The 10,981-nt window shown below is 52.0% G+C and carries 11 protein-coding genes and 3 pseudogenes; 12 read left to right on the top strand and 2 right to left on the bottom strand.

What is annotated here, in order from left to right; translation table 11 throughout:
- Window positions 1-69 precede the first annotated feature (69 nt).
- From ACFPVS_RS13085 to ACFPVS_RS13060, 6 genes and pseudogenes are all read left to right on the top strand, one after another.
- A complete protein-coding gene (locus ACFPVS_RS13085) occupies window positions 70-1,647 on the top strand; it encodes a collagen-like triple helix repeat-containing protein (protein WP_378595841.1) in 1,578 nt (525 codons plus the stop codon).
- A 174-nt stretch (window positions 1,648-1,821) separates the two neighbouring features.
- Window positions 1,822-2,019 (top strand): Com family DNA-binding transcriptional regulator, encoded by a 198-nt coding sequence (locus ACFPVS_RS13080; protein WP_089036638.1) that lies wholly within the window; start codon window positions 1,822-1,824, stop codon window positions 2,017-2,019.
- A complete protein-coding gene (locus ACFPVS_RS13075) occupies window positions 1,988-2,833 on the top strand; it encodes a DNA cytosine methyltransferase (protein WP_089036639.1) in 846 nt (281 codons plus the stop codon). The genes ACFPVS_RS13080 and ACFPVS_RS13075 overlap by 32 nt, the downstream gene beginning before the upstream one ends.
- Window positions 2,834-2,887: 54 nt before the next feature.
- Window positions 2,888-3,650, top strand: a pseudogene (locus ACFPVS_RS13070) (DNA adenine methylase).
- A gap of 126 nt (window positions 3,651-3,776) precedes the next feature.
- Window positions 3,777-4,175: pseudogene (locus tag ACFPVS_RS13065) on the top strand (transposase); the annotation flags it as partial.
- A gap of 187 nt (window positions 4,176-4,362) precedes the next feature.
- Window positions 4,363-4,626 carry a hypothetical protein gene (locus ACFPVS_RS13060; RefSeq protein WP_096295542.1) on the top strand — a complete coding sequence of 88 codons (264 nt, stop codon included), beginning with the start codon at window positions 4,363-4,365 and terminating at the stop codon, window positions 4,624-4,626.
- Window positions 4,627-4,720: 94 nt separating this feature from the next.
- On the opposite strand, the gene ACFPVS_RS13055 is transcribed toward ACFPVS_RS13060, so the two are convergent.
- Window positions 4,721-5,524 (bottom strand): outer membrane protein assembly factor BamD, encoded by an 804-nt coding sequence (locus tag ACFPVS_RS13055; RefSeq protein WP_096295541.1) that lies wholly within the window; start codon window positions 5,522-5,524, stop codon window positions 4,721-4,723.
- Between ACFPVS_RS13055 and rluD the strand changes: the two genes are divergently transcribed.
- From rluD to ACFPVS_RS13025, 6 genes are all read left to right on the top strand, one after another.
- Complete coding sequence (rluD, locus tag ACFPVS_RS13050) at window positions 5,523-6,647, top strand: 23S rRNA pseudouridine(1911/1915/1917) synthase RluD (protein ID WP_096295540.1); 1,125 nt, start codon at window positions 5,523-5,525, stop codon at window positions 6,645-6,647. The genes ACFPVS_RS13055 and rluD overlap by 2 nt on opposite strands.
- 50 nt (window positions 6,648-6,697) lie before the next feature.
- Window positions 6,698-7,477 carry a peptidoglycan editing factor PgeF gene (gene pgeF, locus ACFPVS_RS13045; RefSeq protein ID WP_123804391.1) on the top strand — a complete coding sequence of 260 codons (780 nt, stop codon included), beginning with the start codon at window positions 6,698-6,700 and terminating at the stop codon, window positions 7,475-7,477.
- A gap of 190 nt (window positions 7,478-7,667) precedes the next feature.
- Window positions 7,668-8,147 carry an LPS-assembly lipoprotein LptE gene (locus ACFPVS_RS13040; protein WP_123804390.1) on the top strand — a complete coding sequence of 160 codons (480 nt, stop codon included), beginning with the start codon at window positions 7,668-7,670 and terminating at the stop codon, window positions 8,145-8,147.
- A complete protein-coding gene (holA, locus tag ACFPVS_RS13035; RefSeq protein ID WP_378595840.1) occupies window positions 8,148-9,149 on the top strand; it encodes a DNA polymerase III subunit delta in 1,002 nt (333 codons plus the stop codon).
- A gap of 151 nt (window positions 9,150-9,300) precedes the next feature.
- On the top strand, window positions 9,301-9,720 hold the full coding sequence (locus ACFPVS_RS13030) for a hypothetical protein (protein ID WP_096295539.1): 420 nt from the start codon (window positions 9,301-9,303) through the stop codon (window positions 9,718-9,720).
- Window positions 9,721-10,071: 351 nt separating this feature from the next.
- Window positions 10,072-10,593: an RDD family protein gene (locus ACFPVS_RS13025; protein ID WP_123804388.1), complete on the top strand. Its 522-nt coding sequence runs from the start codon at window positions 10,072-10,074 to the stop codon at window positions 10,591-10,593.
- A gap of 245 nt (window positions 10,594-10,838) precedes the next feature.
- Here ACFPVS_RS13025 and ACFPVS_RS13020 read toward each other — a convergent pair.
- Window positions 10,839-10,981, bottom strand: a pseudogene (locus ACFPVS_RS13020) (replication initiation factor domain-containing protein); the annotation flags it as partial.

The following is a 10,981-nucleotide window of genomic DNA, read 5'->3' as shown; positions in this document are numbered from 1 at the left end:
CATTGAAATTGTCTGCGGCGACGAAGGGCCGACCACCGTCATCGGTGGAAAAGTGATGAGGATTTACTGATGAACCCGATTGTCAGACCCGGCCAAGCGGCCAGTGTGAAAATCAGAGATTTAAAAAAGCATTGCGCCGATACCCCGTCGGGCAACGGCAAAAGTGCCTACGAATTGGCCTTGGCCGGCGGCTTTTCCGGCAGCATTGAAGCATGGCTGCTGTCGCTCAAAGGTTCGGACGGCCTGTCTGCCTATGAGCTGGCCAAGCAGCAGGGCTTTGGCGGCAGCCTTGAAGAATGGCTGCAATCGCTGCACGGCCGCAATGGCGAACCGGGCGGACAAGGCGATAAGGGTGCGGACGGCAAAAGTGCCTACCAAATCGCACTTGAAAACGGCTTTCAAGGCACGGAAACCGAATGGCTGGCATCGCTCAAAGGCGACAAAGGCGAACCCGGAGCGGCAGGAACGGCGACCAGCCCTGCAAGCCCTACCGCCGCAGGTACTGCCGGATTTAAGGTTTACAACGGCCGTAATCCCCTGCAAGACCTGCTTGTACCGGGCAATTACCTGATTTACAGTCCTGCAGTCTTAAAAGAAATGGGGGCACCCGGTTACGCCGCCGGCATACTGACGGTCAACAGCACCGACAGCCGTAATATTGTGGTGTGGGAGTGGGTCTGCCCGTTTTATGGTCGGACGGGATTCAGGGTGTATCAAAACAACCGCTGGCTTCCGTGGGAATCGGCCAGCTACCGCAATATCAATGCGTCGGCAGCAGTTCCGCGCACCATGATCGTAACGACGGGCTCTTCAACCGCCGTTGACCTGTATCAGGGCAACACGCTGCAATCGGGCTTGGCAAGTGCGCAAGGCTTAAATATCTATGCGCCTCAAAACGGCTACGAAGCCTTCACTACCGGTATGAGCGGGCAGGTGGCAGAGTATACACTGATGATTAACGGCGGATTAACGCCCGAAATCACGTTCCCGGGCGGCGAAATTCCGGAACACGGCGGTAAAGTCAGCGTACAGGTGGCATTGCCCGGTGCGTCGCAGGTAGATGTAGTCAACGGCAAGGCTTACTTTTTGTCCAACGGACGCAAGGGGACGATAGTCGGTGTGCCGTCTAATCCAATTTGGACGAGTACCGACAATGTCCGTGAAACCACTCCGGTGTTTGCCGACCAGCCGTATGAAGGACGCATCGAATCATGGAGCGGATTTGAAAACTGCATACAAATCATCGCCGTAGGAAAAAACGACATCAATCACGGCAAAACGGCAGCAGAGACTATCCCCATCATCGAAAAAATCACGAAGTGCTTTAAGCGTGAGCGGTTTGTCATCTGCACGTTGTGGAGCAATTACGATTACGACGACGGCAAGCGTGAGGAGATACGCAAACTGAACGAGTGGATACGCAAGAAATACGGGCGGTTTGTCTATGATTTGGAGCGGTTTGTATTATCTGACGAAGCGTTTGCCGAAACGGGCATTTCCAAAACGCCCGATGATACGGCGGCCGTTGCCAAAGGCGTGATGCCGAAATCCGTCAGTAAAGACGGCGGAAAACACATGGCTCCGGCGGTGGCGTGGAAAGCCGTCAGGAACATTGTCGATATGATTAAATCGGCAGGCATCGTTTAGACAAAAGGCCGTCTGAAAACGGTTTTCAGACAGCCTTTAGAAAGATTAAGACGGCGGCGCACCGGTGCAGCAACACCGATACGCCGGCCTGGCAGGGATAGTCTGCATTAGCCAAAGCCGCCACCTCGCGAGGCAGCGGTATTTTATCACTAATGCATAAGGAATGCCCGAAAAATGAAACACCGTTACAAAAACCGCTGCGAATGCAGCAACTGTTGCAAACTGCTGGCCGTCGGCACAGGCGACTTTGAAATCAAATGCCCACGCTGCAAGACAGTCAACCGGTTTGGTTCTTTAACAACCCAGAATGCCGCCGAGCATCCGAATCCGAAAGGAAACAATGGATGCTCAAACCTTTTTCAGACGGCCTGAACCCACCGTTGGCAGCCTGTTCGCAGGCATCGGAGGATTCGACCTCGGCTTCGAAGCCGCAGGATTCCGCACCGCGTGGCAGGTTGAAATCGACCCGGTCTGCCGCGCCGTTCTCGCCGACCGCTTCCCCCATGCTGAACAGCACGAAGACGTGCGTACCTGCCTGCCCGCACTCTCCCGAACAGACGTTATCGTCGGCGGTTTCCCCTGCCAAGACGTTTCGGCAATGGGTAAACGACGCGGCCTTGCCGGAAAACGCACGGGGCTGTTCTTCGACGCAATGCACATCGTGCAGACCCTTCAACCGCGCTGGCTGGTGCTTGAAAATGTCCCCGGACTGCTCTTTTCAAACGATGGCCGCGACTTCCAAACGGTACTTGAAACGCTTGCCGAATGCGGGTATGTGGGATTTTGGCGGGTGCTGGACAGCCGTTATTTCGGAGTCCCCACTAAACGCCGCCGAATATTCGTGGTCGCAGGTTTTCGAGAGCTGCCCCCGGTTGGGCTGCTGGGTGATGCCGGACCAATGGAGCGCGTATCTGGCCAGACGGAAGCGGGCAGCCCGTGGGCGGACGCTCATCCTACGCTGCTTGCAGGTTTCGCCGACGGGACAAGTATCGACATCTCGGGCGGAAATATCGTTGCTGTCGCCGACAGCCGGCATCAGATGGTTGAGCGGCAGCGAGCATCTGAAGATTATGGGCTTCGGCGCGGACTGGATGCGGCCGACGCTACTCAGGCTCGGGCTGCCGGAAACGCCATCTGTCCGAAAGTCGCACAATGGATTGCTGAAAAACTCATCAGTACATTCTGATTAACCGATACCGAGCACCGCAAGTGCCTTTTACTCTATATATAAGGAGTCAAAATGACACCCAAACCGCAACCGCCCGTACCGTGGATGGGCGGCAAACGCCGCTTGGCCAAACACCTGCTGCCCATGTTTCCCGAACACCAATGCTATGTGGAGCTTTTCGCCGGCGGCGCGGCCCTGTTTTTCCTGCGGCCGCAACCGGCAAAATGCGAAGTGCTCAACGACATCAACGGCCAACTCATCAACCTTTACCGCGTGGTGCAACACCACTTCGACGAGTTCGTGCGCCAGTTCGAATGGGCGCTGACCAGCCGCGAAGTGTTCGCCCGTCTGCAATCCACGCCGCCCGATGTGATGACCGACATCCAACGTGCCGCACGCTTCTTCTACCTGCAACACACCGCTTTCGGCGGTAAAACGGTTGACCACCACTTCGGCACGGCCACCACCGGCCGCGGCTTTACCGCCGCCGATATTGCCGACCGCCTAAAATCCGCGCAGCAGCGGCTCAATGGCGTGTTTGTCGAGAACGAGCCGTGGGAAAAATGCTTTAAACGCTATGACCGCGAGCACACCTTCTTTTATGCCGACCCACCGTATTGGCAGACGGCAGGTTACGACAGAGCCTTTGATTGGGCGCAGTACGAACTGCTGGTCAAGCGAGTGCAAAGGTAAGGTCATGCTTTCCATCAACGACCACCCGGATATTCGGGAGCTGTTCAAAGACTTCCGTATTCATCGACTGGAACTGGCTTACTCGGTTGCCCGCGACAAAACGCAAAAGACCAGCGGGGAGCTGGTCATCTGCAATTGGTAGATAAAAAAAGCAAGGGCAATTCCAAACTGCTCTTGCTTTTTTGTAACAGATTTTCATTGAGTGTAATAAAATATATTTTCTATTTTCTCAAAATCCAGCGCGCTTTTTCTCGCGTGGCTTCACTGTATCGGGAAACAGCACACCACCCCGGCCGACGCCCGTGAGTGCAACCATTTCGAACCGCTGCCGGAAGGCACCGCACCCGGAACAACCGTCTATGCCGATAAGGGGTATGACAGTAAAGCCAACCGGGAGCATCTGCAAAGCAAACGGCTGTCCGGCGGCATGATGCGTAAGGCACAGCGGGGCAAACCTTTAACGGAGCAGGAGAAACAGCGCAATACGCAGCTGTCGGAAGGGCGCTGTGCGGCCGGGCAAACCTTCGGTACGCCACACCGGAAATCCGGCTGTAAAAGAGCGCGTTATTTCGGTTTGCGGAAAGTGCCGGCGCAAAGCCATTTGAAAGCGGTGTGCCTGAACCTGCCAAAGGCAGCCGGCAGGCTTCGTGTGCCTGCTGCTGCCTGAAAAGGGCAACGGGCACCCCGATAAAGGGGCTGATTGGGGGAAATACGGACGGGAAACACGTCTGAAAATGAAAAAACGGTTACCTGATTGTTCAGGTAACCGTTTGGATGGGATGGCCGGTATTTCGCAAAGGTCTCGGATTGTCTGTTTGCCTAAGTATTGATTGCCCGGTACGGCCGACAATCTGTTGGCCGATAAAGCTGATGACACCGATGCGGTCAGGTATTTGGCGGCCTCACTTGGAATGGATGCCGTTATTGAGCCTAAGGTCAAGTGCAAGGAGCGACTGTCTTTTGACTGCTATCTGTGCCGTTGCCGCTATTTGGTGGAGAACCGCTTTGGAAATTTCAAAACGCTGACAGGGCATTGCCACGCGTTATTCGAAGAGGTTGGCTTTATTTGCTGCGGTAATAGAAATCCGGATTATTGCGATATGGTTGAAAAATTGTGACTACACTATCTAGGACAGCCAACTAAAAATTTTTTAAACAAATATCAAAAAAATCAGCCTGAAATATTTCAGGCTGATTTTTTGTATCAATGTATTATTTCCAATAACGCCACCAAGGCATGTCGCCATTGCGCCATTCATGGGTTAAGAATGGGCTTTCCGGAAAATTTTGCTGCAAAATACGACGTGTATCCTGAGCCAGTTGCGGTTTTTCCAGTTTTTTGTAGGCCAGTTCCATCATGGCTAAAGATTCTTCAACATAACGCGTATTTTGATACTGTTGAACAATTTTTTGTGCACGGTTAATGGCTGCAACGTATGCGCCGCGTTTCATGTAATAACGGGCAACGGCGATTTCATTGCCGCCCAATGCGTCAACCAATTTGGTCATGCGTGCGGTGGCATCTGGTGCATATTTACTGTTCGGGTAGCGTTCCACCAATTGTGCAAAAGCGTGATAAGCATCGCGGTTGGCTTTAGGGTCACGGTCTGACCAGTCTTGCGATGCCAATTTGTTTAAGAAAGACTGATCTTCATTAAACAATACCAAGCCTTTTAAATATAAGGCATAATCCATGTTCGGATGTTGCGGGTGATGGCGCTGGAAGCGGTCGATGGCAGCCAAGGCTTTTTCCGGCTCGTCGTCTTTATAGTACGCATAAGCAGTATCCAATTGTGATTGCTGCGCGTAGCGGCCATTGGGGAAGCGTGATTCCAAAAGTTCATATAACTTGATGGCTCGCGTATAATTATTGCTGTTCAATTCATCTTGTGCTTCAGCATAAAGCTGTTCCACACTCCAATCCTGAGTAATTTGAGCGTCTTTATCGATGGTGCCTTTATTGGCACATGCGGCGAGCGCCAAACTTAAAGAAACTAATAAAAGAATTTTTTTCATGCAGAATACTTCCTTTGATAATGAAGCTGATTATAGCGATGATTTAGACTTTGCGGCAGTCCCTGAAGCAGAAAGTTGTGTTAAATTGACCGCGCCTGTCGAGATGGCCGGATTGCGTTTGGATGCGGCACTGGCCAAACTCATGCCCGATTATTCGCGCAGCCGTCTAACCAATTGGATTAAAGACGGTGATGTTATGGTAAACGATAAACCTGCCCAGCCGAAAGCGAAAATGATTGGCGGAGAGTTTATCACAGTTACCGTGCGTCCGAGCGAAGAAAATCTAGCGTTTACTCCTGAGGCGATGAATTTGGATATTGTTTATGAAGACGATACCGTGATAGTCATCAACAAACCTGCCGGACTGGTGGTGCATCCCGCAGCAGGGAATTGGACAGGTACGCTTTTAAACGGCTTGCTCGCACATTGCCCAGAATTAAGCCAAGTGCCGCGTGCAGGGATTGTGCACCGCCTCGACAAAGAAACCAGCGGCTTGATGGTCGTAGCCAAAAACTTACCCGCGCAAAATTCTTTGGTGCAGCAGCTTCAGGCACGCACAGTGAAACGCATTTACCGCGCTGTAGCCAATGGCGTGGTGCCGTTTGACGGTAAAATCGATACCTTAATCGGTCGTGATCCACACAACCGCTTGAAAATGGCAGTGGTGAAATATGGCGGCAAACCGGCTGTAACCCATGTGAAAGTGCTGGAACGTTATTTGTCACACAGCTACATCGAATGCGCTTTGGAAACCGGCCGCACCCACCAAATCCGTGTGCACATGCGCGAAGCCAATCATCCGCTGGCGGCTGATCCTGTTTACGGCAACCCGCGCCACCCATGCAGCGAAGGGGTGAAAGAAGCGGTGAAGGCTTTGGGGATGCGCCAAGCGTTGCATGCTTACCGTTTGAGTTTTATCCATCCGAAAACCAATGAAACCGTGTCGTTTGAAGCGCCGTTACCCGATGATATTTATCATCTGCTTTCGGTGCTGCGTTTGGAGGCGGGCTTGGATTCGTCGTTGAGCCATGAAGAAGAATGGCAAGACAAGCTGGACAGCGATGATGACGATGATTGGAACGAAGACGATTACGATGTCGAAGTCGTTTATGTAAGAGAATAATGTTTCAGACGGCCTGTTGATGAAATAGGCCGTCTGAAAAAAGGAAAAGCATGAAAACTTTAAGCGAAACATTAGGTATTGGAGCGCAAAACAAAATATTCTTAACCGCCGACTGGCCTGCGCCTGACAATGTAAAAACCTTAATCACCACGCGCAACGGCGGTGTGAGCGAAGCACCGTTTCACAGCCTGAATGTCGGCGCGCATGTCGGCGATCATCCTGAGTGTGTGATGCGCAACCGCGAAATCGTGCAAAATCAAATTGGTCTTCCCCCCGTTGCCTATCTCAACCAAATTCACAGCAATGTCGTGGTGAACGCGACTGATGCGATGGCGAGGCTTACTGATGCCGATGCCAGCGTCGACACCACCGGTCAAGCCGCTTGCGCCAGCATGACAGCCGATTGTCTGCCGGTTTTGTTTTGCGACAAAGCCGGTACGGTTGTGGCGGCAGCGCATGCCGGTTGGCGCGGCTTGGCGGGAGGCGTGTTGCAAAATACTGTACGCGCCATGCAGGTAGTACCTTTGGAAATCATGGCCTACTTGGGACCCGCGATTGGGCCGGAAGCCTTTGAAGTGGGGCAGGATGTGTTTGATGCATTTACCGAACAAATGCCCGCCACCGAAAGGGCGTTTGAATCCATCGGCGGTGGTAAATATTTGGCCGACATATACGCCTTGGCGCGAATGGTGTTGCAGCGAGAAGGGGTGAATATGATTTACGGTGGCGAACATTGCACCGTGTTGGAGCGCGACAGCTTTTTCTCTTACCGCCGCGACGGACAAACCGGCCGTATGGTCAGCCTGATTTGGTTGGAGAAGGATGCATAGCGCGGTTTGCTTAAATTGAAAATCATGATAATGCCGTCTGAAAGGCGGAAATTTTTTCAGACGGCATTGATTTAATCGGCTTAATCCAAGCCGCTTTTATCTCATCAGGCCGTCTGAAATCCAAAGATTTCAGACGGCCTGATAATCCGCTATAATCCAGCTATTCTCGTCTTGAAAACGAAAGCCCAACATGAAAAAAATCATTCTGACCGCCGCCTTGCTGCTGTTGGCTTCCTGCGGTTTCCATTTGAAAGGCACGGCCGGTACATCTCAGCCGTTGCCGTATCAAAATTGGTATGTCAATGGAGGCGCATTGCAACAGGCTTTGGAAAATTCCTTGCGCCGTTCAGACGGCCGTCCGGTCAGTATGGATCAGGCGCAAATGGCGGTAAATGTGACCCATATGGAAACCCGCCGCGATATTTACACCATCACCCGCGCGGCCGACATCAACGAATACCTGTTGATGTTGCGTGTGGACGCCCAAGTGACCCGCAACGGTGAGCCGGTGGGCGAACCAATGAGCGTGGTGGTACACCGCACCATGGATTATGCCGACAGCGAAGTGTTGGGTAAAGCCGAAGAAGAACAAACCATCTGGTCGGAAATGCGCACCGATGCCGCCGACCAAATCGTGCGCCGTCTGACCTTTTTGAAAGCGGCGCAGTAAATGGCGGCAATGAATATCGAGCAGCTTAGTGCCGATATGCCGCTCAAACCGCTGTATGTGGTTCACGGCGAAGAAGATTTGCTGCGTATTGAAGCACTTGATAACCTGCGTGCAGCTGCCCGGCAGCAAGGCTATCTCAACCGCGAAGTGCATACCGCCGAAAACAATTTTGATTGGAACGAATGGCTGCAATCGGCCGGCAGTATGGGTTTGTTTGCCGATTTAAAATTACTTGAATTGCACATTCCCAACGGTAAACCGGGTAAAAACGGCGGCGAAGCACTGCAGCATTTTGCCCAACAGTTACCCGAAGACACCGTCACCGTCATCATGCTGCCCAAGCTGGAAAAAGTGCAAACACAAGCCAAATGGTTTGATGCGTTGGCGGCAAACGGCATTATGCTTGAGGCTAAAGCGGTGGGGGCTGCGGCCTTGCCGGCATGGATTCGAGGCCGTCTGAAAAAATGGGGTTTGGAAATTGAGGACGATGCGCTGGCGGTGTTCGCTGAGCGTGTCGAAGGCAACTTACTGGCGGCCAAGCAGGAAATCGACAAACTGGCTTTGCTGCACCCGAAAGGGTATTGGCTGAATATGGCTGATGCCGAATCGGCGGTGGCCAATGTGGCGCGTTTCGATGTGTTCCAACTGGCGGGCGCGTGGATGAAAGGCGATGCGCAGCGTGTGGTGCGTTTATTGGATACTTTGGAAGCAGAGGGTGAAGAACCGGGGTTGCTGCTGTGGGCAGTAGCCGAAGACATCCGCACGCTGATTCGTTTGACCGCCGCGTTGAAGCAAGGACAGAATATCCAATCGCTGCGCAACAGCCTGCGCCTGTGGGGAGAAAAACAAACGCTGGCGCCGATGGCCGCCAACCGAATTCCTATCGGCCGGCTGCTGCAAGCGCTGCAAACCTGTGCCAAAATCGACCGCATGATTAAAGGTGCGGAAGAAGGCGATGCGTGGACGGAGTTTAAGCAATTGGTAATGGGCTTGGCGATATGAAACCTATTAACCCATTTCAATGAAAAAGCCGCCAATCTTTGCCCTCAAGCCGAAAAATACTGTAAAATAGCGTAAATCATTCCAAGGCCGTCTGAAAAGCTCAACGGAATTTTTTCAGACGGCCTCAAACTGTTTTAAGGAAACACAATCCATGGATACAAAAGCAAAAATCCGCTTAGCCGGCCTGATGATTCTGGCCACCGCCGTTTTGAGCCTGCTGTTGGTGTTAATCGTCGATTCATGGCCGATTGCCATTTTGATTGCCATTATCATTATGGCTGCCGCTGCCGGTGGTTTCGTGTGGACTTCGCGCCGTCAGCAACGCCAATTCATCGAGCGACTGAAAAAATTCGACATCGACCCTGAAAAAGGCCGCATCAACGAAGCCAACTTGCGCCGCATGTATCACCGTGGCGGACAAGCGCAAAAAGATGCGATTACTTTGATTTGTTTGTCGCAAAAATGCTCGGTTGACGAAGCGCATGCCATGTTTAAAAAACGCCCGACCCGTCAGGAAATGAACCAAATGGCGGCGCAACAAGCCAAAGGCCAAAAACGTCCGCACCGTTGATTTTTTAACCGAAAGGCCGTCTGAACAGGTCAAAGCCAGCTGCAATATTCCTGATTTCGCTTTTGCCTTACAGACGGCCTGAGACCTTTGCAAAACCTCATGAACCACCAATAAAAACCAAACAGCCGCCATTAGCTTCGCAAGTCCGCTGCACTTCCCCCGCGCGGGCGGGAGGTTGTCTTAACATTTCAGAAACTTATTTTATTCAATAGTTTGCCATGCTCAAAAATGGATTCCCGCCTGCGCGGGGGAAGTGCAGCGGACTTGCGAAGCTAATGATATCGGTTCTTTGTGCAGCGGCTTTTTAGGGAGTTTTGCAAAGGTCTCAACCTTCGTATTCAATCTATGTCCATGCCCCGATTTCCTACCGTTTCCCTCAAACGCCGTCTTGCCGCCCTGATGTATGAAATGCTGCTGGTCGGTGCCGTGACCGCCATAGCCGCGATTTTGTCGGGCATACTGGCGATTTTCCTCAATCCGATTTCCACCTATTTATCCAGCTTTGTCACCTGCGTACTGGTGATTGGTTTTTGGTGGTATTATTTCCGCATGAACTGGCTGCAAAAAGGCCAAACGCTGGCGATGCAAACCTGGAAAATCGGCTTGGCCAATCAGCAAAACGTGCAACCGCCGCCGCACCAACTGCGCCAACGATTTATCTGGGCTTGTGTGTTTGTGGTGTTTATTCCCATGCTGGCTTATGCCGGATTGCGTCATTTTCTGAATATTCCGCCTATGCCCGCATTCGGTGCGGCCTTGTTTTGGCTGATTCTGCCTTGGGGCTTTGCACTGATGAATCCCGACCGCCAGTTTTTATATGATTTTTTGGCCGGTACGCGTTTGGTGGATTTGAAGCAGGATAAGAAGAAATAACAGGCAGAGACCTTGGCAAAACTCCCTGAAAAGCCGCTGCACAAAGAACCGACGTCATTAGCTTCGCAAGTCCGCTGCACTTCCCCCGCGCAGGCAGGAATCCATTTTTGAGCATGGCAACCTATTGAATAAAATAAGTTTCTGAAATGTTAAGATAGATTTCCGCCTGTGCGGGGGAAGTGCAGCGGACTTGCGAAGCTAATGGCAGCTGTTTAGTTTTTAATTGGTGGTTTATGAGGTTTTGCAAAGGTGTCTTCGTGAACGGAAAAGCTGATTTGGTCGATGAATGCGGAATTGGCTTTGCCGCGACGCAAAGGAACTTCAATCAGACGGCCTTTCGAATCGGTCAGGAAGGTGGTGTATTTTTCAAAGGTTTCCTGTTCGGTAC

Source organism: Neisseria weixii (assembly GCF_042658245.1).
GTDB lineage: Bacteria > Pseudomonadota > Gammaproteobacteria > Burkholderiales > Neisseriaceae > Neisseria > Neisseria weixii.
This window is presented reverse-complemented; position numbering and strand designations above follow the sequence as displayed.

Excerpts from the sequence above, each read along its gene's own strand:
- pgeF (WP_123804391.1), top strand. The coding sequence starts at position 6,698 with ATGAAAACTTTAAGCGAAACATTAGGTATTGGAGCGCAAAACAAAATA.
- ACFPVS_RS13040 (WP_123804390.1), top strand. The coding sequence starts at position 7,668 with ATGAAAAAAATCATTCTGACCGCCGCCTTGCTGCTGTTGGCTTCCTGC.
- ACFPVS_RS13025 (WP_123804388.1), top strand. The coding sequence starts at position 10,072 with ATGCCCCGATTTCCTACCGTTTCCCTCAAACGCCGTCTTGCCGCCCTG.
- ACFPVS_RS13030 (WP_096295539.1), top strand. The coding sequence starts at position 9,301 with ATGGATACAAAAGCAAAAATCCGCTTAGCCGGCCTGATGATTCTGGCC.
- ACFPVS_RS13085 (WP_378595841.1), top strand. The coding sequence starts at position 70 with ATGAACCCGATTGTCAGACCCGGCCAAGCGGCCAGTGTGAAAATCAGA.
- holA (WP_378595840.1), top strand. The coding sequence starts at position 8,148 with ATGGCGGCAATGAATATCGAGCAGCTTAGTGCCGATATGCCGCTCAAA.
- rluD (WP_096295540.1), top strand. The coding sequence starts at position 5,523 with ATGCAGAATACTTCCTTTGATAATGAAGCTGATTATAGCGATGATTTA.
- ACFPVS_RS13075 (WP_089036639.1), top strand. The coding sequence starts at position 1,988 with ATGGATGCTCAAACCTTTTTCAGACGGCCTGAACCCACCGTTGGCAGC.
- ACFPVS_RS13080 (WP_089036638.1), top strand. The coding sequence starts at position 1,822 with ATGAAACACCGTTACAAAAACCGCTGCGAATGCAGCAACTGTTGCAAA.
- ACFPVS_RS13055 (WP_096295541.1), bottom strand. The coding sequence starts at position 5,524 with ATGAAAAAAATTCTTTTATTAGTTTCTTTAAGTTTGGCGCTCGCCGCA.